Origin of the sequence: Paenibacillus sp. PvP094, from assembly GCF_040546835.1 — a bacterium.
GTDB lineage: Bacteria > Bacillota > Bacilli > Paenibacillales > Paenibacillaceae > Paenibacillus > Paenibacillus illinoisensis.
The window spans coordinates 2,228,228-2,249,306 of sequence record NZ_JBEPOM010000001.1; the positions used below are offsets into that span (position 1 = coordinate 2,228,228).

The 21,079-nt window shown below is 48.3% G+C and carries 19 protein-coding genes; 12 read left to right on the forward strand and 7 right to left on the reverse strand.

Features of this window, described 5'->3' with window-relative positions:
* The first annotated feature begins 209 nt into the window (after positions 1 to 209).
* On the forward strand, positions 210 to 1,670 hold the full coding sequence (locus ABIC22_RS10385; protein ID WP_354480626.1) for a carboxylesterase/lipase family protein: 1,461 nt from the start codon (positions 210 to 212) through the stop codon (positions 1,668 to 1,670).
* A 125-nt stretch (positions 1,671 to 1,795) separates the two neighbouring features.
* On the opposite strand, the gene ABIC22_RS10390 is transcribed toward ABIC22_RS10385, so the two are convergent.
* On the reverse strand, positions 1,796 to 2,962 hold the full coding sequence (locus ABIC22_RS10390; RefSeq protein WP_354480628.1) for a VanZ family protein: 1,167 nt from the start codon (positions 2,960 to 2,962) through the stop codon (positions 1,796 to 1,798).
* A 303-nt stretch (positions 2,963 to 3,265) separates the two neighbouring features.
* On the opposite strand from ABIC22_RS10390, the gene ABIC22_RS10395 reads away from it, so the two are divergent.
* The 3 genes from ABIC22_RS10395 to ABIC22_RS10405 all read left to right on the forward strand — a co-directional run bounded on the left by ABIC22_RS10395 (position 3,266) and on the right by ABIC22_RS10405 (position 6,131).
* Positions 3,266 to 3,607 (forward strand): zinc ribbon domain-containing protein YjdM, encoded by a 342-nt coding sequence (locus ABIC22_RS10395; RefSeq protein WP_095290698.1) that lies wholly within the window; start codon positions 3,266 to 3,268, stop codon positions 3,605 to 3,607.
* A 475-nt stretch (positions 3,608 to 4,082) separates the two neighbouring features.
* Positions 4,083 to 4,895 carry a class I SAM-dependent methyltransferase gene (locus tag ABIC22_RS10400; RefSeq protein ID WP_354480630.1) on the forward strand — a complete coding sequence of 271 codons (813 nt, stop codon included), beginning with the start codon at positions 4,083 to 4,085 and terminating at the stop codon, positions 4,893 to 4,895.
* A 174-nt stretch (positions 4,896 to 5,069) separates the two neighbouring features.
* Complete coding sequence (locus ABIC22_RS10405) at positions 5,070 to 6,131, forward strand: LLM class flavin-dependent oxidoreductase (protein WP_095360258.1); 1,062 nt, start codon at positions 5,070 to 5,072, stop codon at positions 6,129 to 6,131.
* Between the two features lie 116 nt (positions 6,132 to 6,247).
* On the opposite strand, the gene ABIC22_RS10410 is transcribed toward ABIC22_RS10405, so the two are convergent.
* The 3 genes from ABIC22_RS10410 to ABIC22_RS10420 form a co-directional block, all read right to left on the reverse strand.
* Complete coding sequence (locus ABIC22_RS10410; protein WP_354480632.1) at positions 6,248 to 6,700, reverse strand: hypothetical protein; 453 nt, start codon at positions 6,698 to 6,700, stop codon at positions 6,248 to 6,250.
* 85 nt (positions 6,701 to 6,785) lie between these two features.
* On the reverse strand, positions 6,786 to 8,546 hold the full coding sequence (locus tag ABIC22_RS10415; RefSeq protein WP_354480634.1) for a cellulase family glycosylhydrolase: 1,761 nt from the start codon (positions 8,544 to 8,546) through the stop codon (positions 6,786 to 6,788).
* A 111-nt stretch (positions 8,547 to 8,657) separates the two neighbouring features.
* Positions 8,658 to 9,122 carry a DUF4385 domain-containing protein gene (locus ABIC22_RS10420; protein WP_354480636.1) on the reverse strand — a complete coding sequence of 155 codons (465 nt, stop codon included), beginning with the start codon at positions 9,120 to 9,122 and terminating at the stop codon, positions 8,658 to 8,660.
* A gap of 160 nt (positions 9,123 to 9,282) precedes the next feature.
* On the opposite strand from ABIC22_RS10420, the gene ABIC22_RS10425 reads away from it, so the two are divergent.
* The 3 genes from ABIC22_RS10425 to ABIC22_RS10435 all read left to right on the forward strand — a co-directional run bounded on the left by ABIC22_RS10425 (position 9,283) and on the right by ABIC22_RS10435 (position 11,680).
* Positions 9,283 to 9,750, forward strand: coding sequence for a YfbM family protein (locus tag ABIC22_RS10425; protein ID WP_354480638.1), 468 nt, complete (start codon positions 9,283 to 9,285; stop codon positions 9,748 to 9,750).
* Between the two features lie 120 nt (positions 9,751 to 9,870).
* Positions 9,871 to 9,996: a hypothetical protein gene (locus ABIC22_RS10430; RefSeq protein WP_260504010.1), complete on the forward strand. Its 126-nt coding sequence runs from the start codon at positions 9,871 to 9,873 to the stop codon at positions 9,994 to 9,996.
* A gap of 235 nt (positions 9,997 to 10,231) precedes the next feature.
* Positions 10,232 to 11,680, forward strand: a complete 1,449-nt coding sequence (locus ABIC22_RS10435; RefSeq protein ID WP_354480641.1) for a copper amine oxidase N-terminal domain-containing protein — start codon at positions 10,232 to 10,234, stop codon at positions 11,678 to 11,680.
* 140 nt (positions 11,681 to 11,820) lie between these two features.
* Here ABIC22_RS10435 and ABIC22_RS10440 read toward each other — a convergent pair whose 3' ends face one another.
* The 3 genes from ABIC22_RS10440 to pdxR are packed head-to-tail and all read right to left on the reverse strand — an operon-like array spanning position 11,821 to position 14,680.
* Entirely contained in the window at positions 11,821 to 12,279 is a 459-nt protein-coding gene (locus ABIC22_RS10440) for a GNAT family N-acetyltransferase (RefSeq protein WP_354480643.1), read from the reverse strand.
* On the reverse strand, positions 12,276 to 13,196 hold the full coding sequence (locus ABIC22_RS10445) for a D-alanine--D-alanine ligase (protein WP_354480645.1): 921 nt from the start codon (positions 13,194 to 13,196) through the stop codon (positions 12,276 to 12,278). The genes ABIC22_RS10440 and ABIC22_RS10445 overlap by 4 nt, the downstream gene beginning before the upstream one ends.
* A 32-nt stretch (positions 13,197 to 13,228) precedes the next feature.
* Positions 13,229 to 14,680, reverse strand: a complete 1,452-nt coding sequence (pdxR, locus tag ABIC22_RS10450; RefSeq protein ID WP_354480647.1) for a MocR-like pyridoxine biosynthesis transcription factor PdxR — start codon at positions 14,678 to 14,680, stop codon at positions 13,229 to 13,231.
* Positions 14,681 to 14,927: 247 nt separating this feature from the next.
* On the opposite strand from pdxR, the gene ABIC22_RS10455 reads away from it, so the two are divergent.
* The 5 genes from ABIC22_RS10455 (at position 14,928) to ABIC22_RS10475 (ending at position 20,983) form a co-directional block, all read left to right on the forward strand.
* Positions 14,928 to 16,163 carry an MFS transporter gene (locus ABIC22_RS10455; protein ID WP_354480649.1) on the forward strand — a complete coding sequence of 412 codons (1,236 nt, stop codon included), beginning with the start codon at positions 14,928 to 14,930 and terminating at the stop codon, positions 16,161 to 16,163.
* Between the two features lie 854 nt (positions 16,164 to 17,017).
* Positions 17,018 to 17,374, forward strand: a complete 357-nt coding sequence (locus ABIC22_RS10460) for a nucleotide excision repair endonuclease (protein ID WP_095290710.1) — start codon at positions 17,018 to 17,020, stop codon at positions 17,372 to 17,374.
* A 263-nt stretch (positions 17,375 to 17,637) separates the two neighbouring features.
* Positions 17,638 to 18,387, forward strand: coding sequence for a Bax inhibitor-1/YccA family protein (locus ABIC22_RS10465; RefSeq protein ID WP_127537512.1), 750 nt, complete (start codon positions 17,638 to 17,640; stop codon positions 18,385 to 18,387).
* Between the two features lie 279 nt (positions 18,388 to 18,666).
* Positions 18,667 to 19,881 carry an AraC family transcriptional regulator gene (locus ABIC22_RS10470; RefSeq protein WP_354480651.1) on the forward strand — a complete coding sequence of 405 codons (1,215 nt, stop codon included), beginning with the start codon at positions 18,667 to 18,669 and terminating at the stop codon, positions 19,879 to 19,881.
* Between the two features lie 49 nt (positions 19,882 to 19,930).
* Positions 19,931 to 20,983, forward strand: a complete 1,053-nt coding sequence (locus ABIC22_RS10475; protein ID WP_354480653.1) for an ABC transporter substrate-binding protein — start codon at positions 19,931 to 19,933, stop codon at positions 20,981 to 20,983.
* Positions 20,984 to 21,079 lie beyond the last annotated feature (96 nt).

Below are 21,079 nucleotides of genomic sequence, written 5' to 3' on the forward strand. Positions count from 1 at the left end.
GGTGAAGTCACATCTGTTGCAGACGTATAGTTGTTGTTGTGTTGTTATCATGGGTTGATCCTCGAAATATTCCTTCGTTGTGTGCATAAAAGTTCCACGTGAAACGTCTCAACCCCGGCCTTTTTGGGTAAACTTGTAAATTGATCTGGCGGGGCTCTATACTCAATAGTATGTATAACATTTGATAGCAGAGAGGATGTATACGCCGCATGAGAGAACTTCAAGTTAACACACGGTACGGTACAGTTGAGGGAGAACATCTGCATGGAACAAGTGTATGGAAAGGCATCCCTTATGCCAAACCGCCGGTGGGCGAGTTGCGCTTTCAAGCCCCGATTCCGCCTGAATCCTGGGATGGAGTCAGGGAAGCGAAGCAGTTCGGACCTGAAAATATACAGCCAAGACATCATCAAGCAGAAGGGATATTCGGAGATCCTCCTGCCGAGTCGGAGGACAGTCTGTATCTGAACATCTGGGCACCGGAAAAAGAAAGCCAGTATCCTCTCCCCGTTATGGTATGGATTCATGGAGGCTCATTCACTTCGGGGGCGGGAAGCCAGCCTTTGTATGATGGAACCCATCTGGTCCTGCGTGGCAATGTCATCGTTGTGACGATTAACTATCGTCTTGGCCCACTTGGATTCATGCATATGGCTCCACTTGGGGAAGGGTTTGCAACCAACGTGGGCCTGCTGGATCAGGTTGCTGCCCTGCAATGGGTGCAGGATAACATCGGAGCCTTTGGCGGTGATTCTGGCAATGTTACTGTATTCGGTGAATCGGCCGGCAGTATGAGCATTGCTGCATTGATGGCCATGCCGGCGGCCAAGGGCTTGTTCCATCGTGCCATTATGCAAAGCGGAGCATCGCAGTTCATGCCTGCAGAGCAGGCTGCCGAGATCCGGAGCGGTGTATTGAGGGTTCTGGGTGTAACCCAGGATGATCTGCATAAGCTGAAAGATATCCCGGCAGAGCAGATCCTTGCTGCTGGCGAAACGGTCAAAAAACACAGCGGTGCTGCCATGGCATTGTTATTTCAGCCCGTACTGGATGGAGTAACGCTCCCGCAGTCTCCACTTGAGGCTGTACGTGCGGGAGCTGCCCAAGGCATCCCTGTATTGATTGGAACTACCCTGCATGAAGGTGCGCTGTTCATTCAGCCGCATGTCCCTTATTCGGAAGAGATTGATATGGTACAAGCGGTCGACTTCATGACGCCCGATCTGGAGAACCGGGCAGCGATCGCGGACAGTTATCCCAAAACGGCAGACGGACAGGCTCAGGTGATGACCGATCTGTTCTTCTGGCGCTCAGCGCTTCAATACGCGACTGCTCAACAGAAATATGCCCCCGTGTGGATGTACCGCTTCGATTGGGTCATGCCGGAGCATCCATTGCTGAGAAAGTCGATTCACAGCATTGATATCTTCTTTGCTTTCAATACACTGCATGCGCTGAAATCCATGAACGCCGAACCGGATGCAGCAGCTGCAGAACTGGCAGGCAAAGTGCAGGATGCCTGGATTTCCTTTGCCAAGAATGGCCATCCGGAAACGGCTGGAGTGAACTGGCCTCCTTATGAGGAGAATCGCGCGACGTTGATCTTCAATCATGAGATTGAACTTGCGCATGACCCAGAGTCATCCAAGCGGGAACTGCTTGGCGTATAAACGAGCCAATTATAGCGTCATGGTACACAGATCAAAGGCGTCTTCCGTCATGCTTGATGGAAGACGCCTTTTCTTTGTCTTTTCAATACACTACTGCTGACCAAGTGTCCGATGTACGGCGTAATTCATTTACGGGAAGCTCTGATATTGGATACATGATCACAATAGAATGAACGGCTGCCTCTAGAGAAGAGTACCAATATGACGTGAATGAAGAGTGCTCCGAACAGGAGCATATAGAGACCGATCATACCGATCGAAATCCATACTTTATAGGGTTCAAGCACCGAGTCATTATTGACAAAGGCATAATCGTTAACGAGCCGGATCATGGTAAACATGAGCCAAGGCACATAAAGCGCGAGCCAGCGTTTAAACAGCAAAGGCATGGAAGGTTTCCCTGTCTGCCTGCGAACATACCGGAAGCGCATAAGTGCGGAGCCTGGCGTGTTACCGTCCCGGATACTCGGAATGAGAAACAATACAATGAGCATCGCGATGGTTGTATTGGCTGCGCTGTTGATCACATCGGTACTGGATAGACTGAAGATCGAGAGCAGATTCGATAGAAATACCACCACAACACCGTCGATGATGAGTGCAAGCAGCTGAGGGATCGGGAACACTTGGTTTTGCTCCACAATTTGCTCACTTTTTGCCTGAATGCTGGCACGTGACGGGAATAGGGCAAGCAGGATCGGTGCTGCGAAGAATCCAAGTACCGCTCCTGACGTATTCGACAGCAGGTCATCGACATCAAACAGTCGATAAGGGCAGCTGTAATAGCCGTAGAATCCGGTGATTTGCGTTATCTCAAAAAACAGGGAAAGTCCAAATCCGCCAAGCAGGGCATATTTCCAGTAGGATCTCTTTTGAAAAAAATACCGGATATATATGCCGAGAGGCATGAGCAGCAGCACATTAAACAGAATTTGCAGAAAAGCTCTGCCTTGGATCATCCCCATGTAGGTGGACGGCTGGGACCATACAATCGGTGTTTCTTTCATGATATCTTTTACAAAAGTGAAGGGGACGAGATTGTAATATACGGTATCTGCTGCCTGCTGGGCACACGTATTGCGGGTTGTCGGGAAGGGCAGGATGACGAGACAATACGCAGCGAGAATATAAAAGATGAACGAAAAACTGACGGCAAAGCGTGACCAGCTGAAAAATCCATCTTTGCGATAGCCATAAATGAGCCACGGAATAAGCAAAAACATGGCGATGATCACGAAAATAAAGAAAGCTGTTTGTACAGGGAAAACATAAGAAGACATGGACATTGACATGACAAGAAACTCCTTTTGAAGAAATATATTTCATGGACGGGCTGAACCCGGAAGCGAATATGAAATTAACACGAATCAGAATCTAAATTTGGATATATCGCGGGAAACTCTCCCGGATAGGTATATCGTATAGGATGCGTTTTAAAGTAAGGAGAGGTGAACCTTAAATTTCGTTTAAATTCCATTAACCGAACGCAGAATGGGGGATAACATGGATTTAACGTGATCCATTCGCTGGAAGGAACATGAGGAATCCCGTATACTTGCGAGAAGCCCAAAAAAGGAATGGAGAGTTTAAACGATATGTCCAATTTACCTAACTGCCCCAAATGCAATTCCGAATACACATACGAGGACGGTAATCTGCTGGTATGCCCGGAATGTGCACATGAGTGGACGTTGGAATCCGAAACCGAGCGTGCAGAAGAAACTAAAGTAGTACGTGACTCGAACGGCAATGTTCTGAATGATGGAGACACTGTGACAGTCATTAAGGATCTGAAGGTGAAAGGAAGCTCACTGGTTGTCAAACAAGGAACCAAAGTCAAAAATATCCGTTTGATTGACGGTGACCATGATATCGACTGCAAAATCGATAGTTTGGGTGCGATGAAGCTGAAGTCTGAATTTGTGAAAAAGATCTAGAAGGTTACATATTTAAGGTTGTAACAGAATGAACAAGGCGTGAACGTATTTAATGAGGTACATGTATTTCGTGTTGTAAGAATCTTTCGAGATGCATTGACAGGGGATATATGGATGGTATACACTTTCTGAAATTTAACAGGTAAACGCAATGATCAGGAGTATTAAGGACTAAGGCTGGCCCAGAGAACTGCTGCATGGTGCAAGGCAGTCCAACCTATCCCCAACTCGCCTGTGAGCGGCAGGATTGAGCAGCAGTCATTCAGACGGACTGAGGTCAGATCCTGACGGGCTAACCCCCGTCATCAGGTTCCTGAGTTTCTGTGGCCCAGTAGATACAGAGAGATCTGTCATTAGCATGGTCCATGGATGAAGAAGAGTGGTACCGCGAAGGTCATACCTGTCGCCTCTTAGTTGAGGTGGCAGGTTTTTTGCATTTTTTGACCCTAAATGAAAAAAGGCAGGTGTCGGATGAATGACAAGAGAACGCATTATTGACTATTATTCCGGGTTTGACGAATGGGGAAGATTGGAGCGAGAACCGCTGGAGTTCATCATTAACATGCATTACATCAGGGCACATCTTCCTGCAGCTGGACTCGTTCTGGATAATGGCGCAGGGCCAGGGAAATATGCGATGGAGCTTGCGAGGGATGGATACCGAGTAACCCTGTCAGACTTGACACCTGCTTCCGTGGATATCGCTAGGCAGAAGGCTAAGGAGTATGATCTGACGAAGCAGTTTGAGGGATTCCACGTACTGGATGCAACCCGTCTGGAGGGGCTGGCTGACGATACATACGATGCATCGCTGATGCTGGGACCGCTGTATCATCTCCAGACTGAACAGGAGCGGGTAGCGGCTGTAAGAGAACTACACCGGGTAACGAAGCAAGGCGGCATGGTGTACATCGCGATGCAAAGCCGAATGAGAATGGGCATTAACTCGCTGCAGTCTCCCCAGCACTGGAAACCGAATGATCATATGGGTGCCATTCGTGCTTTTATGGAAAAGGGGACATTCGACCATCAGGATCAGGGCCGATTCACAGGGGCGTACTATTTTAACATTCAGGACATTCAACCATTCATGGAGCAGCACGGATTCGAAACGGTGAATCTGATTGGATCATCCAGCCTCGGAGCCATGCTCACAGCAGAACAGCAGCAGTATTGGAAAGAGCGCGGGGAGTATGAAGAGATGATCCAATTCATGATTGAGAAGGCAGCAGATCCTACAATTCTGGGGATTTCCTCTCACCTGCTGTACATCGGGACCAAGAAATAATCATGAATGTCACAAAAATAGAGAATAATATATCAAAATCATGCCCTCTGGAGAAAGAGGGCTCTTGTGTTTTTCTTCAAAATAGTTCAATATTAAGATACATAACAAAAGGTGATCTACTTACAATAGGTTAGATGAACGACGGATCGCTTCATAAACAGGGAGGAACAGAACATGGAAATCGGAATTAGTACCTTTGTAGAGACAAATCCAGATGTGAAAACTGGAGAACTCATAAGTCACGCACAGCGTATTCGTGATGTTGTAGAAGAGATTGTCCTGGCTGACGAGGTCGGTCTGGATGTATACGGCGTAGGGGAGCATCATCGTGCTGACTATGCAGCATCATCCCCGGCAGTGATTTTGGCAGCAGCGGCTTCACAGACCAAGCGCATCCGGCTGACCAGTGCTGTAACTGTACTGTCATCGGATGATCCGGTACGGGTATTTCAGGACTTTGCAACGCTGGACGGCATCTCGAATGGACGTGCGGAGATTATGGCGGGCCGGGGTTCGTTTATCGAATCCTTCCCTCTATTCGGCTATGATCTGAACGACTACGACGAGTTATTCGATGAGAAACTGGATCTGCTGCTTAAGCTTCGTGATTCGGAAAAGGTAACCTGGGAAGGAAAGCATCGTCCTTCCTTCAACAATCTGGGTATCTACCCGCGTCCAGTGCAGGAGAAGCTGCCCGTATGGATTGGTAGTGGTGGTAATCAGGAATCGGTTGTACGCGCAGGTCTGCTCGGTCTGCCGCTGGTACTCGCGATTATTGGTGGTCGTCCGGTTCAATTTGCCCCACTGGTGGAGCTGTACAAAAAAGCAGCAGCCCATGCAGGGCATGATGCTTCCAAACTGACGGTGGCATCACACTCTCACGGTTTTATCGCGGATACGATGGATGAGGCTGTTGAGAAATTCTTCCCACCTGCTCAGGCTGTCATGAACATACTGGGCCGTGAACGTGGCTGGGGGCACTACAGCCGTGCAACATTTGATGCTGCACGCAGTCTTGAAGGCGCATTGTACGTTGGTGACGTAGAGACCGTGGCTCAGAAGATTATTTACCTGCGCAAGGAAGTTGGCATCACTCGTTTCATGCTGCACACCCCTCTCGGCACAATGCCGCATAATGAGGTGATGAGAGCCATTGAATTGCTTGGTAAAGAGGTTGCTCCAATCGTTCGCAATGAAATTGCACGTTGGGAAGCGGAGAATGGTGAAGCGCGTTAATTCTGCCCGTTCGTCGATCAGAGAAAAGCGAACATCACTTATTTTAACGTAACAAAAGGAGTAGAGGCTCAGCATACCAAGCTGGGCTTCCACTCCTTTTTTTGTTTTGGGCTGTTTTACAATTTTATGATGCCATACAGAATGCTGGTTCCTGCTGCACTCAGTGCAATCAGCTGAATTTTCAGGCCTAATCCATTAAAGCTGAATACTTTCGGAAGCAGCCAGTATAGGCTGATTGTTGTCCAGAGCGTGTACAAGAATGCTGCAGCAAGCAGCTGTCTCCCGGAGATTTCCCTGATTGCGGAACTCAGCAGACCCGGAAAGGTTGCATCACCAATCATTTTCAGATTCCAGTAGGAGAGAAGAAAATAAACAAGCACAACGCCCATCGTTCCCACGATCATCAGCGTATCCTTGCTCAGCAGTAGACTGCTAAGAGTCCGTGACCTGTTCTTCATTTCCCCGAAACCGATGAGGAAAAAAAAGAAGCCTACCACCATTCCTACACCGGCTCCTGCCGTGCACAGCGTAAGTAGAACGATACCGAGGATGCCAATAATCCATAACATGTCATCACCTTCTTCAGAGCCTTGCGAACTTCCCGCTCGCAGAGCCATACCATGCTGTCCATTCTACGCCTGATTGTACGGCTCATCAATGAAGTGCCTTCCCTGTTATCTGGTTCCCGCTTTTGAACAGCGTATAGTGAATGACCTCACCGCTCCAGAAATGGAAGGCCAGATCAATCTGCCCGTTATGCAGTTCACTCAGCCATTCCGGCTGCAGAATCAGTTGATCTGTTTCATAAGAAGGTGCAAATGTAGTCAGGAATTCTTTGTAAGGAGTCCAGTTCTGCGGAGCAGTAAACTCTCCAGAGGAATAGACGGCTTCCATGGTGGCGAGCTGATTCCCATGAAAGAGCGTTGGTATGGAGAAATCCTCTGTAGTACCGAATGCATTCTCCAGATCGGGCTTGGCCGATACGACGAGCTTCCATGTCCAGTCTGCACCTTGATTGAACTTCGCTGTGATGATAGCCTGTTTGCCGAGCTGGTCGCCCTTGCTAACCATACGGGATAATGCATCTGCTTGGATAAGCAGCGTACTCCCGCTGAATGAATAGTCTGCGTTTTGTTTCAACAGCTGCTCACCTGCATAGAGCGATACGAGTTTAGTTCCATTTAACTTGACTGTCAGCTCCGTATCCTGAATGGGGTAGCCTTGCCTCAGGTACAGTAGGTCACGATCTCCAACAGCAGAACGGCCTGTCCATCCTGCCTGAATCATCTGAAATAGAGCCGGATCGGACCACACATACGTCTCCCGGTTTAGATGCTGGCCATTGTCCCACAATATGGATGCGATCTTTTTGTCCTTCAGCTCATGCCCGATGAATTCGAAATATTTTAGCTTTTCGCCCTGTTCAATAACATCTGTATGTTTATCGAATCCCAGCAGTCCGTACTCGCCAAGAACGACCGGAATCCCCTGCGTGACGAGTGCCCTGTATATATTGTTAAACGTGCTGGCAGCATCATTCTTGGTATCGGTATCAAACGTGGTGTGTCCAGCGATATTAACGCTAAATGGCCAGTAACCGTAGTAATGCACGGTGGCAATCAGGTTCTTATCCTTCAGTTCAGTGATGGTATGCCTCAAACTGTCAAGCCTTGCCTGTGTCGGTGAACCTTCAAGTGTAGGCAGCAGAAGTGCACGCTCTTCGTTATTGCCGCCAGTGCTGCGAATCAGCTTCACAAACGTCGTGTTTAATTCATGCAAAAGGGTAAGCTGCCTTGGCTCATCGATATTGCTTCCTGCTCCCATATCACCCGCCTGAGTGATTCCACGATTGAAGCGCGGTTCATTCACACTTTCGAACATCAGCCTCAGTGGAGCATCCTTGAATTGATTCGCAATTTGGGTCCACACTGCTGTGTAACGAGCGAGTACCTGGTCATGATCGGTTTCCAGCTGACTGATCCAGAGATAAGAATCATGATGGAGATCCAACACGACGTACAGATTGGCATCCAGTGCCCATTTGATCACTTCCTGGACCCGTCCCATGTAAGCAGGATCTATCCGGTAATCCGGGGCGGCACCAATATGCTGGTCCCAAGTAACGGGGATTCGTATGCTTTTGAATCCTTGAGCGGCAACGTTTCCGATTAATTCCGAAGTAACGCGTGGATTGCCCCAGTAGGTTTCATCCGGACCTACCGTATCCAATGAGTTGCCGAGGTTCCATCCGGGCTGCATCTGATCCACAACCGTTTGCAGTGGACTGAAGGCGGTCATTTCACGCTGCCTCGCAAGCTCGGATTGGGCTGCAGACGCAGGTAATGGCAGCAGGATGAACAGGTACATCGCGATGCATGTCAGTGTGATGGAGATAGGGCGACTAGGTAATTTCATGAAGGCTCCTTTAGCTTGAGTGATCTCATTATGTTTTCGTCCTGTAGATCGACGTAAAGCATTATATCAAAAGGAGTATCGGGATGAGCCATGTATTTTTTACCCAAGTGTCTATTCGTTCTCGGATTCGTACTTTTCCCGGTGCTGCTTCTTCATTTCAATATAATCCGGGTCAGTCTTGGCAATCTCCCACTGTGCCTTGAAGATAGCTGCAGCTTCCGCTTTCACTTTGTCATTCTGATAGGGAAGAATCGAACCGTCCTCTTTCGAATATTTGCGTCCACCTTTATGGTTCGTATATCGCCGGGCCCGTGTATATCCCATCTGCAGAAACTTGCGCGCCATATCCATGCCAACGAAATCTTCCTTTTTCTTATATTCCAAAAATAGCTCGTAGATCTTCTCCGATGATTCGGTCGCGATCTCGGGTGTTTTAAAACGCCAATAGGGCAGAATCTCGCTCTTGTAGGGTTCCACCATCAGTACACCCTGCTCTCCCCGTCCGACGGTATATAGCTCGGGATGTTTGCGCAGATCGAGCTCTTCATAATTCAGGGTGTAATCGAATTTTTTCATCGGTGTGGTCCCTCCTTGAGATAACATGTATGGTATTGCCATGCTTGATCATGGGATTTTGTAATCGTAATATGACTTCTACCTCTTTTTACCCCGATTCTTTTGGAACATGCACGGTTAATGGGGGACAGAGGATTAAAATCATAGGAGGGATCATGATATGGGAATGTCCGGTAGATATCTTGTGGTGACTGACGAGTTGATTGAATCAATCAAGTCAGGCGAGATCAGTGTGCATGATTGTTCCGTTGATCTGGATATTGATAAAACGTGGCAGATGCTTCAGTTCACATTAACCGGTAATCTGGCGGATGGAGAGCCGCCTCTGGGATATGTGGTGCCGATGTCAGGGGAGCAATATCTGGGAAACTATTCTGACATGGATCTGTTTCTGCTCTCGAACGAACAGGTGCTGGAAGCCTATATGGCTCTGGAGCAGCTGGACCCCGACGAACTGAGGGCACGTTTTGACCTGGACCAAATGGTTACGGAGGGCGTCTATCCGGTCATGGAAGGCTGGGATGCAGAGGAGACGTTCAGGGAGATCGTTCAAACAATGAATGATGTTCAGGCTCTATATCAGGCAACTGCAGCCGCCGGGAATGGAATCGTCTTTTATATTTTCTGAAACGGTTCATAAAGGTGACGCTCCTTCATGTTTAAGCTGCTTCGGTTCGGGTTATTGATAAAAATAAGGCGATTGCCTTGATAATTATCACGAAAATCCGGTAGAAGAGAGGGATTACGGATGACACAGGACCAGAATGAAGAGAACAAAGCCATTCAAGACGACGAGCCGGATCAATTTGAAACCCCTGTAACGACAGAGGACAATGAACCGACTGAAGAGGTTGCCGAGGAAACCGAAGAGTAATGTACGAGGTCGTCTAAAATAGATTCTTATCCAAAGGTCGGACACATTTCCGGCCTTTTTTGGCGTTTTTACGTTCCACTGGTTTACAACATTTACCTGTTGGCCTCATAATAGGAATGAACCACATTTTTCCTAAGGAGGAGATCGTATCAAAAATCGAAGGTTAGCCAAGTGGATCGCCGTACCACTCGTTTTGATGATGGTGGCGCTTACGGGATGTCAGGCTGTTGGTGGGGTGGATATTAGTAAAGCCATGGCCAACAGTACAAACGTAAAATCCGGTGAATCGAAACAGTCCATGCACATTAACATAGAGCCGGCTAAAGAATTCGCTACTGAGAAAGACAACGAAATGATTGAACTTATTAATTCCGTATCCCTGGACATTGAGAATGCCAAAGTGAAGGATGCCCAAACGGCATCAATCCAAGGCGCTGTAAGTTTCCAAGGAACCAAACTGCCTTTCCACCTTTCCATGGACGAAACCCAAATGGTGATCGACCTGGACGGTGCGCAGAAGCCGCTGTACATATCACTTGAGGCTCTGGAAGGCGCGCAAACGCTTCCGATGATGGACACCAAGGCTCTGGAAAAGCAGATCGAGGAGCTCTCTCCCAAATTGCTTTCCTTTGTCCTGAAGCATTTGTCCAATCCGAAAAATATCTCTGTTACGCCTGTACAGGAATCAGTTAACGGTGAGTCCCTCAGCCTCTCCAAGCTTCATATGGAGATCACTGGAGAAGAGATTCTTGCCATGGTTAAACCGTTCCTGACAAGTGTTGCCAAGGATGAGCAAGGACTCAAGGATCTGATCGGCGATCTATATGAGGTGTTCTATCCACTGCTGACAGCAATCAATCAAGTGGAAGAAGTGGACACAGGAGCCATGACCTCTTTAATGCCAGAATCCAAGGAGGCAGCTGTTGCAACCATGTACCCGATGATCAAGGCAGGACTCGACGAGCTTCTGGTTAACTATGATCAAGGGTTGAACGAATTGTTGAATGAAGTGCCCGAACTGAAGACGGTATTTGGAACAGATACAACGTTTAAGCTCGATTTCTATCTCGACAGTGCGCTGAACATCCGCAAGCAGAATGCTGAGTTGAAAGTGGCACTGCCTGCCTCCGAGGATCTGCCTTTGCAATCCGTGACGCTATACGCAGACAGCGAGCAGTGGAATATCGGTGGACCGGTAACCGTGGATGCGGTTGATACAACAGGTGGCGTAATCGATCTGATGAAGGAAGATATCACTCCGGGACAGATGCTGCGCAACTTTGATTCCAATTCTGTCGTGTATCAGCTGCTGAAAGACGAAGCCGGCATCACTCGGAAGAGCATTATGCTGTATCCGGAAGATGAGATCTATGGTGCCATTACGGTGAAAAATACAACATTCGTTCCTCTGCGTTACCTGTCCGAGGAATTGGATGCTGAGGTGAAATGGACCAAGGGATCAGATACCATCGTTGTTATTGACGATATTACAGGCAATGAGATTGTTCTAACTGTGGGTTCCAAGAACGCAACGGTTGCGGGCAAGGAAGTAACCATGGTTGAATCGGCCTATGTGGGCAAAAATGGAAAAACTTATGTTCCACTGCGCTTCATGGCTGAGTCTCTTGGAGCGAGCGTGGATAAGGAAAAAGAAACCGGCTGGATCTTTATCGATCGACCATAAGTCATAACATCTGTACGACATCTGTATGTGCGAGAGGGGATTTCAGAGTATGCCAGATTCCTTGTAATCTCCGTCATCAGAAAGCGCCTGACTCCCAGCAAGTTGTTGGGGACAGGCGCTTTTATTATTATGATCGAATATTAGGCAGGCTGAAGAGCCTGCGGCTTTTTGCTGAATCCAGTACTTCCGGCGGTAAAGCCCATTTGCCGATAGAACTCATGAGCTGCTTCACGGTCGGGACGGTTACCGCTGTTCAAGGAGAGCGAGTCTATGCCTTGGCTGGCTGCCCACTGCTCTGCTGCCAGAATCAGCTGACGGCCTATCCCGGTGCCTCTGAACTGGTCATGCACGATGAGTGCCAGGATGCGGCAGTGCTGACCGTTTTTCTCATACAGGTAAGAGGTCTGCATGCCAATTAGTCCAACCACACGTCCACGAACCTCGGCGACGAGCGTATTAAAATTTGCATCAGCTGCAATGTGGGCATAACGCTCCTGCATTTCAGCATACGTCGTAGGATAGCCCAGTTGGTCCATGAGAATGACCATATCCTGCAGATCGTCCGTTGAACTGCTGCGTATTGTTACATCCTGGTTCATGATAGCTGTGCCTCCTTATTTCGTTCCTTCAGTGAGAGTTCAATGATGGTATCCAGCAGCTCCGTAAAGGAAATACCTGCAGCTGCTGCACTTTTGGGCAGCAGACTGTTACGGGTAAGACCTGGAAGCGTATTGACTTCAAGCACATAAGGCATGCCATCACGGATGATCATATCCACGCGGGCATAGACGCTGCATTTCAGCACACGGTAACAGGCAAGTGCGGCATCTTCCACGCGCTGGTGAATGTCGGCAGGCAGCTGAATCACCTGTTCTTCGGCACCGCCATCATTATATTTGGAGCTATAGTCGAAGAACTCGGCGCTTGAACGAATGGAGATGATCGGGAGCATCTTGCCATCTACAATGGCACAGGTAATTTCATCCCCTGCGATATATTGTTCAATCATGACCGTGTCATCCCATTTGAGTGCGGCTTCAACCGCGGCTTGAAGAGATGAAGGCTCTTGAACAACCTGGGTGCCAATGCTGGAGCCGCCGGAGTTGGGCTTCACAACGACCGGATACGTCAACTGCTGCACCACCGTAGATGACAGTTCTTCCAGATGGTTCACCTGCACCCACGCTCCAGTAGGTATGCCCGCATGGTGCATGAGCTGTTTGGACATGTCCTTATCCATACATACGCTGCTGGACAAGACACCGCAACCGGTGTATGGGATGCCCAGCGACTCCAGTGTACCTTGAACTGTACCGTCTTCGCCGTATTTGCCATGCAGTGCGAGTAAGGCTACATCAATACCCGCCGATTTGTCGATCAGATCCCGTTTGCTGCTTAGCTCAATGGGAATGACCTCATATTTATCCCTGTCCAGATGGGCAATCATTTCCTGTCCGGTGAGCAGGGAAATATCCCGCTCGGAAGATGTACCGCCCATAATCACGCCAACCTTCATGTGTAATCCTCCCATGTTGTTTTTCAGCCGTTTCAGCTCATCTGAGCTGCGGTCTCACCAATGATACGAATACCTTTGCGAATATTCTCATCGCTGACCCTTGAGAAGCCCAGGCGCATCGTATTTAACCCCTGACCTGGTTCCAAATAAAAGGTATCGCCGGGCGTGAAGGTCACACCCTTCACCTTGCAGGCAGCCAGCAATTCCCGGGTCCGGTATTCCGGAGGGAATTGCACAAACAAATGCAAACCGCCCTCGCCGGAGATCTGGCACATGGGCAGATGCTTGCGCAAGCAGCGCACGACCAGTTCGTATTTCCGCTTATATTCAGTGCGGGCCCGCTTCAGATACTTCTCAAAATTGCCGTTGCTCAAGTATTGGTAGAGCAGGGATTGGTCCAGTGTTGAGGTGTGAATGCTCCGGGCCCGTTTCATGCTTTCCAAATAATCAATCAGCGCTGCATCTGCAATGACCCAGCCTACTCGCAGCCCGGGAAAGAGTACCTTGGAGAAGCTGCCCAGATAGACCAGTCCATTACCCTTGCCCGCACTAGCGATGAGAGGGGAGACGTGGGAACCGGAATAACGCAGTTCCTCATTGAACCCGTCCTCGATAATGGGCACTTCGTACTGATTCATTAACCGGATAATCTCTGCCCGTTTGGCAGGAGAAGTCACCGTTCCGGTTGGATTGTGATAAGAAGGTACCAAATAGGCCAGATCATACGAACTTGTGACGAGTTCATGTTCCAACTGCTGCAGATTGAGTCCGTCCGGCTCCATGTCCACACCTGTGAGGTTGAACTCATGAAGCTTCAGATTTTTGATGGCCGTATGATGGGTAGGATTCTCGCATAGAGCTCTGCCGCTTTGTCTGCGCAGTGCACCAAGCACTAAATCGAAGCCTTCCGTGAATCCGTTGGTAATTAGAATATCCTTGCCGGTCAGGTCAACACCCTTGTTCTCCATGTACCGGAGCAGATAGTTCATCAAAGGACGGTAGCCTTGTGCATATCCGTAGTTCAGCAGCACTTCGCCTTCGAGAGACATGCGATCAAGGAAGGCCCGTTTCACATTATGCAGATCGAACAGCTTTTCATCCGGGGCAATACTGGTAAACGAGATCTCGCCACGTTCTGCACCAGAACCATGTTTCATCAGATCATATTGTTCCGCCTGGATGGCATAGTCGCTTACGCGGCTCTTCCAATCCAGCTGCCAGCCATTGGTTGGCTCAGGCGTTTCAATCATGGGGCTGACGTAGTTGCCTTTGCCTTTGACGGCATAGATCAGACCTTCTTCTTCAAGCTCGGCATAAGCGAGCAGGACGGTGCTGCGGCTAACCTTCATCAGTGTGCTGAGTTCACGGGTGGAGGGCAGCTTTTGCTTCGCTTGCAGTCCGCCTTTGAGCATCAATCGCTTCATATAATCTTTGACTTGTATATATACAGGGCGGTCCTCCGTCAGTTGCAGATCGGAATACATCCCATCACTCCCTCTGTTTGCTATCTTGCCATATTATAAACCCGACCGAAAGAACCACAATACCTCTGTTTCCATCACGAGGTGGTTGGAACCTGGAACCGATAGCTGTCGTTCCATCCAGCCGCATTTAGTCACGTTAATTTTTTTTCAATGCCTCTATTTTTCATGATTTTTCTATAGTAACCTATATTTGAACATGACCCAAAATGCTTTAATTCCAATATGACGACACCGGAGGAAATCCCGCATGGCAAGAACGCTTTTCCCGAGACTTCGCGGCAACAGCCGGGGCTGTCTCGCTTTTGAACCGTTTTTCTTGATTCCGTACAGCATGATGGCAACTTACGCTACGCTGTACATGTATGAGCTGGGCGTTACCGAGACCAATATTGGCTGGATTACGACGCTCGGGCTGATCGTGCAGGTGCTGTCATCATTCATGAGTGGGTATTTGACCGACCGAATGGGACGCAAACGCGCCATCCTCACCTTCGACGTGCTTAGTTGGAGCGTGGCGATGCTGATCTTTGCCTTTTCCCAAAATGTCTGGTTTTTCGTTATCGCGACATTCATCAACGGGCTTCAGCGTGTTCCGCATATCGCCTTTTACTGTCTGATCGTCGAGGATACGCCAAAAAAGGATCGGACTTACGTTTTCACGCTGCTTCAGATCATCGGCGTTGTCGGTGGTTTGTTCGCTCCGCTTGGTGGTCTGTTGGTTGATTATTACGGACTGGTGGACGGCACTCGGATCATGTATGTGCTGTGTTCGGTGCTAATGACCTTCCAATTCATCGGGCGGCACCTGACCACGAAGGAAACAGAAATGGGCTATCGGAAAATGAAAGAGACGAAGGAACTCGGGCTCAAAAAGAGTTTGATCGACTACAGCGGCGCGATCCGAGACCTGTTTGCCAGCCGCAGCCTGATGCTGATCTTCGTCGTTTATATCCTGTTCAACTTCCAAATGACGCTAAAAACGACCTATCTTTCGCTGTATCTAGCCGACTATCTGAAAGTGGACAGCGGACTAATCTCGCTCGTTCCTGCTGTTTCCTCTATTATTATGCTGCTCGCGCTGTGGTTCATCATGCCGAAGATTCCAGCCGAAGGAGAAACGCGCTCGATGATGGCTGGCTTTTTACTGTCGTTGCTTTCGAACGTGATGCTAGTGCTGTGGCCGACGTCGAATCTGGTCTGGATTGGTTTGAGTACCGTGCTTGCCGCCGTCGGATTGATGATTAGCTCGCCGTACCTCGAAGCGGCCGTCCAGAACGCGATCGACGACGAAAAAAGAGCGAAGGTATTCTCGATGCTTTCCGTCGTCATCCTGCTGCTTACTTCCCCGGCCGGTATCGTGGGAGGGTGGGCATACGCGCTTGATCCACGGATTCCGATCTGGATCATTACAGCTTCTTTTGCCGCGGCGTTTGTGTTTTTGATGATTTATTTGAGTCGAGGAAGAGGAAAGGCTTATTTGTAGGGAGCTGAGGTTCCCTCCGCGATCACCGCGCGTAGATGGACCTTTCTGAAGTAATTTAAGGGATGCCGCTTGGTCGGCGTCTCTTTTTTTCTTTTAAATATACTGCGAACTCAAGATTCAATGAAGGTAGATAGGAGTATACGGGGGCAGTTACAAATGGTTTAAGGCAGGGGGGAATTGCTTATGAAAAATAACAATAATCGGTTGATTACGAGGGGTTGGGATATCAGTGGGACAACGTAAAAAAGCCCTGGCTTCGTGCCGGGCTGTGGGTGTAGCTTGATCCAATTCTATATAGATCTGCTGTTATGAAGTTATGACTTACTAAGATTGCATGGCATGACCATTCTTCTCTTTGCTAGGATCGATAGCTATCGGTTCTTCTACGTGGATCTCGTTGGTCCTTGCTGACTGAATTGCAGGCTTTCTAATTCAAATCCACTTCTTACTTCTACATCTACTTCTTTTTCTACGTTACAATCTACAATGAATCTCTTCCTACATTTGCTTGCTGCAAGGGTCGTATTGATGATGAATCCTAAAAGCTACAGACTTGCAATACGTGCTAACTGTCCTCTTGTTGTGGTGCGCACATTACAGAATACAGTATGAAAAAGATCATGATTCATAGGGTACAATAGACTGAAGTAGATATAAAGACATATGTCTTAGTGCCCAATTTCTTCCTCATACCCCTATAGTACCACTTTGAATCAGGGAAGTTAACCTTTTTTTTGAAATTATTGTCGTAATAGTTGAAAATAGCGTGAATTGTGCATCTTATAGAATGAAATGGTTTCCTGTAATAATGTATGATAGGATGTAAGCCTATAGATAATGAGGAAGTGAGCCCAATGATTCAGATTACCGTACCAACGCCGGATGTAACCATCACCAAGCAGGCAAACCCGCAGCTTAGCCACATCTATGGTTTCACCGATTTTCACCTGATCACGCGTGAAAAGGGTGGAATCTTCATGTTTTACAATGCCGATGGGGAGCTGTTATTTGTCGGGAAAGCAAGAAAATTGAGACCTCGGATCAAGAAGCATTTTGAGGATACCGTTTCTCCAATGAAGAACCACCGGGAAGAAGTGGCGACCATTGAGGTTTGTCTGGTGGAAGATGCCGTAGACCGTGAAATTTATGAGACCTATATCATTAATACGATGCGTGCGAAATACAATGTAGACAAAGTGTTCTATAACTAAGTCTTCTGCTGAGGTAACTACAGCAACAACTAGCATTTAAATGTCTGTATCAAGCTAAAAAGAGATTTTACAGCCCGGGACATATGTCCTACAGGGTTATAACGATGGATAAGGATGTGATCGACCGATTGCATCCAAGTCTGTACTTGAACATCGAAAGATATGAATAGCAGATCACTGGAAATGTAGTAGAACATGAAGAACGCAAAGAACGTAAAGAGTGGTTTCAAAGATTGACCCAATACATAGAAGAGGTGATTGTTTTGATCGGACGCAGTGGTAACCCCACACTCAAGGACAGTACATTTGAAAATGCCGGTGGATATGGAGATGACCGGTACCAGCGTTACATGACGATTAACGGCACAGTGAACAAGTCATTCATTACGCTGGTCATCCTGCTCGGCAGTGCATTTGCGACATGGATGATGTTTTTTAACGGTCAGGAAGTGCTTCCTCTCGCCATCGGAGGTGCCATCGTCGGATTTATTCTGGCATTGATTATCTCGTTCAAACCTGTGGCAGCACCCTATCTGGTTCCCATCTATGCCATCGCGGAAGGCATGTTCCTTGGCGCACTCTCCGCAACCTACGAGTCATTGTACAATGGAATCACTTTGCAGGCTGCTTTGCTGACTATGGCAGTGTTCATTGCCCTGCTGGTCGCTTACAAAACGAGACTGATCAAAGCTACGGAGAACTTCAAGCTGGGAGTGGTAGCGGCAACCGGCGGCATTATGATCATGTATCTGCTCAGTTTCGTGCTGGGATTGTTCGGAATTACCGTTCCCTATCTGCATGACAATAGTCTGATCGGAATTGGGATTTCTGTCGTGATCGTTATCGTGGCAGCGCTGAATCTGGTGCTTGATTTTGACTTTATTGAGAGTGGTGCTGAACAAGGTGCTCCAAAATATATGGAGTGGTACGGCGCATTTGGGCTTATGGTTACCCTGGTATGGCTGTATATCGAGATTTTACGTCTGCTCAGCAAGCTGCGGAGCCGGGACTAGGAACGAATAAATACAATTGAGATAACGAATTAAATCCAAGAGCTAACGCGTGCATCTTCACGACGTTAGCTCTTTTTTTGTGTATATGGATGACGATGATCATTCGAACTAAAACGGGTGCACATATTTCCATATATGGATTGACTGAGAGGAAAAGAATATGATACTTTAATTGATAATGATTATCATTGTCGATAAATGATGAATCAGTCAACTGACCTCAACGTACGCTGTACGCTTCATATTAAGATGATCAAACAAATCGAGAGGAGTGGCCTCATGTTACTGGAGAATGAATTGCACCGTGCTGTGCGAGCCCCCGTTATGAGTCGCAGCCCCAAGACGGACCTTGCTGAAGTAAAAACCTATATGGACGAGCATTACAATGAAGCATTGTCTATTGCCGATCTTGCTCAGAGAGCAAATATCAGTCCGAAGTATTTTGTTGATCTATTCAAAAAAACCTACGGTCTCAGCGCGATGGAGTATCTGACAGATCTCCGCATTAACCGAGCCAAGCGTTATCTGAAGGAATCCGGATATAAACTGCGTGATATCGCGCTCAGAGTTGGATACAGCGATGAATATTATTTCAGCCGCAAATTCAAAAAGGAAGTCGGCGTTTCTCCTTCCGATTATGCCAAGAACGCCAGAAAACGCATTGCCACCTGCTCCTCCAGCGTCATCGGACATCTACTGGCCCTCAATGTCATGCCCATTGCTGCGCCCATCGATCCGAAATGGACAGCGTATTATTATAACGCGCACCGCACCGAAATCCAGGCCCATCTTAAACTAACAGATCCTTATACCAGCTGGAGATTCGAAGCGAACGTGGAGCGGCTTGTGCACATAAGGCCGGATGCCATCATTGGTACTGATCAACTCAGTGAAGAGGATCAAGCTGGACTTGCCGAGATTGCGCCTTGCTGTTTTGTACCCCAGCATCAGACCGATTGGCGTGCACAGCTGCGCATGATTGCTGCGTTCCTGGAACGGGAGGAACAGGCAGAACAGTGGATCGGACTATATAACAAGCGGGTAGAGAAAGCGCGGGAATCCGTGCAGAAGGAAGTGGGATGCGAGAAGGTGGCTGTGATCAGGGTATATGGTCAGCGCCTCTATCTCTATAGTAATCCGGGGATCGAGGAGGTGCTCTATGGCGCATTGCAGCTGGAGACCTTCCCCGATGTTAGTACCAATACACCGCTGACGCTGGAACAATTAAATGTAATGAATCCGGACCGGATCCTGATCATGGTATGTCCCGAGGCCGTATCTCGGGCATACTGGCTCAGTCTGCAGCACTCGCCAGTATGGAGACAGCTGAACGCTGTGCGTCAGTATCAGACACACCTGATCACTGGCGATCCCTGGTTCGATTACTCTGCAGTAGGCGTTATGCGCATGCTGGATGAGGCATTGCTCATTTTCACGGGATATTGTCCAAATATATATCTGGATAACGTCCATGGTGATTCACGAGCGACATGACATATAATCCATCTATCTAAATGAGAATGTTTATCAAGGGGGAACTATCATGCATCAGCAGGAAAAAGAGATCGGGCAGCGTTTCGCTCCAAGTAGATGGATTAATCATCGGCTGTCGGCCTTGATTGTGCTCGTATTAATGGTGGGATTACTGTCAGCCTGTGGCTCCACATCAGAACATGAAGGAGTAGCCCAACAGGAGCAGAAGACAGCCGAGGCCTCCACAACAGCCTCATCAGAAACGGCCGTACAAGAAGAAGAGACTGCAGAAACTGCGGCTGGCGAACGGACTGTAAAAGACGAAATGGGACATGATGTGGTGGTTCCTGCCAAAGTGGAGCGTGTATTTGCACCTTATCTCGAGGATTCCCTGCTTACACTCGGCGTCAAGCCCGTTGCTCAATGGGCAAGCGGCACCCAAGGGCATGTTTACTTGCAGGATCAGCTCAGTGACGTACCTACACTCGATTTCTCGAGTGGGCTGCCTTCTCCTGAAGCATTGATGGCTTACAACCCTGATTTTATTATCCTGCACACGGCGAATTACGCCGAGAATGGTGTATATGAGAGTTACTCGAAGATTGCACCAACCTATGTATTTAACAATGCATCGGGGGATGTAGAGAAGTCACTGGAGATCATTGGCGATCTGCTTGGCAAAACGGTTGAGGCAGAACAGGCCATCAAGACATACCACGCCAAGGTAGACGCTGCGAAGGCTGAGATCGCCAAGGTAGCGGACGGCAAGAAAGCGGCCATTATCCGCTTTGCTCCCCGCGGAATCAGCATGATGGGCGGAAACTACTTCAGCGGCTATGTCGTATACGAACAGTTGGGACTCGGGAAGCCTGCGCTCGTCGAGACGGAGAACAGTGCGATTGTATCCACCGAAGTGCTGCCCGAGATTGACGCAGATTATATCTTCACCGTGGAACAGGGACCAGGAAGCATAAAGGAGATGACAGATACCAAAGTATGGCAAAGTATGCCTGCCGTTAAAGCAGGAAATGTATATGCAGTCGAGCCAGCACCATGGCTGGGCGGTGGATTGATTGCCTATGGTCATGTCATTGACGATACATTGAAGGCATTGACCCAATAATAGCGATGAATCAGCTCCTTCTCGGAGTGCCTCGAACCGGATATTATTTCTGTGTTTGAGGTGTCACGGGGAGGAGCTGTTGTTTTTTTGCCAAGG

What these genes read in the sequence shown, in the direction of transcription:
- ABIC22_RS10400 (WP_354480630.1), top strand. Translation starts at nt 4,083, where the DNA reads ATGACAAGAGAACGCATTATTGACTATTATTCCGGGTTTGACGAATGG.
- ABIC22_RS10390 (WP_354480628.1), bottom strand. Translation starts at nt 2,962, where the DNA reads ATGTCAATGTCCATGTCTTCTTATGTTTTCCCTGTACAAACAGCTTTC.
- ABIC22_RS10455 (WP_354480649.1), top strand. Translation starts at nt 14,928, where the DNA reads ATGGCAAGAACGCTTTTCCCGAGACTTCGCGGCAACAGCCGGGGCTGT.
- ABIC22_RS10430 (WP_260504010.1), top strand. Translation starts at nt 9,871, where the DNA reads ATGACACAGGACCAGAATGAAGAGAACAAAGCCATTCAAGACGACGAG.
- ABIC22_RS10440 (WP_354480643.1), bottom strand. Translation starts at nt 12,279, where the DNA reads ATGAACCAGGATGTAACAATACGCAGCAGTTCAACGGACGATCTGCAG.
- ABIC22_RS10405 (WP_095360258.1), top strand. Translation starts at nt 5,070, where the DNA reads ATGGAAATCGGAATTAGTACCTTTGTAGAGACAAATCCAGATGTGAAA.
- ABIC22_RS10385 (WP_354480626.1), top strand. Translation starts at nt 210, where the DNA reads ATGAGAGAACTTCAAGTTAACACACGGTACGGTACAGTTGAGGGAGAA.
- pdxR (WP_354480647.1), bottom strand. Translation starts at nt 14,680, where the DNA reads ATGTATTCCGATCTGCAACTGACGGAGGACCGCCCTGTATATATACAA.
- ABIC22_RS10415 (WP_354480634.1), bottom strand. Translation starts at nt 8,546, where the DNA reads ATGAAATTACCTAGTCGCCCTATCTCCATCACACTGACATGCATCGCG.
- ABIC22_RS10425 (WP_354480638.1), top strand. Translation starts at nt 9,283, where the DNA reads ATGGGAATGTCCGGTAGATATCTTGTGGTGACTGACGAGTTGATTGAA.
- ABIC22_RS10475 (WP_354480653.1), top strand. Translation starts at nt 19,931, where the DNA reads ATGCATCAGCAGGAAAAAGAGATCGGGCAGCGTTTCGCTCCAAGTAGA.
- ABIC22_RS10445 (WP_354480645.1), bottom strand. Translation starts at nt 13,196, where the DNA reads ATGAAGGTTGGCGTGATTATGGGCGGTACATCTTCCGAGCGGGATATT.
- ABIC22_RS10410 (WP_354480632.1), bottom strand. Translation starts at nt 6,700, where the DNA reads ATGTTATGGATTATTGGCATCCTCGGTATCGTTCTACTTACGCTGTGC.
- ABIC22_RS10460 (WP_095290710.1), top strand. Translation starts at nt 17,018, where the DNA reads ATGATTCAGATTACCGTACCAACGCCGGATGTAACCATCACCAAGCAG.
- ABIC22_RS10395 (WP_095290698.1), top strand. Translation starts at nt 3,266, where the DNA reads ATGTCCAATTTACCTAACTGCCCCAAATGCAATTCCGAATACACATAC.
- ABIC22_RS10470 (WP_354480651.1), top strand. Translation starts at nt 18,667, where the DNA reads ATGTTACTGGAGAATGAATTGCACCGTGCTGTGCGAGCCCCCGTTATG.
- ABIC22_RS10420 (WP_354480636.1), bottom strand. Translation starts at nt 9,122, where the DNA reads ATGAAAAAATTCGATTACACCCTGAATTATGAAGAGCTCGATCTGCGC.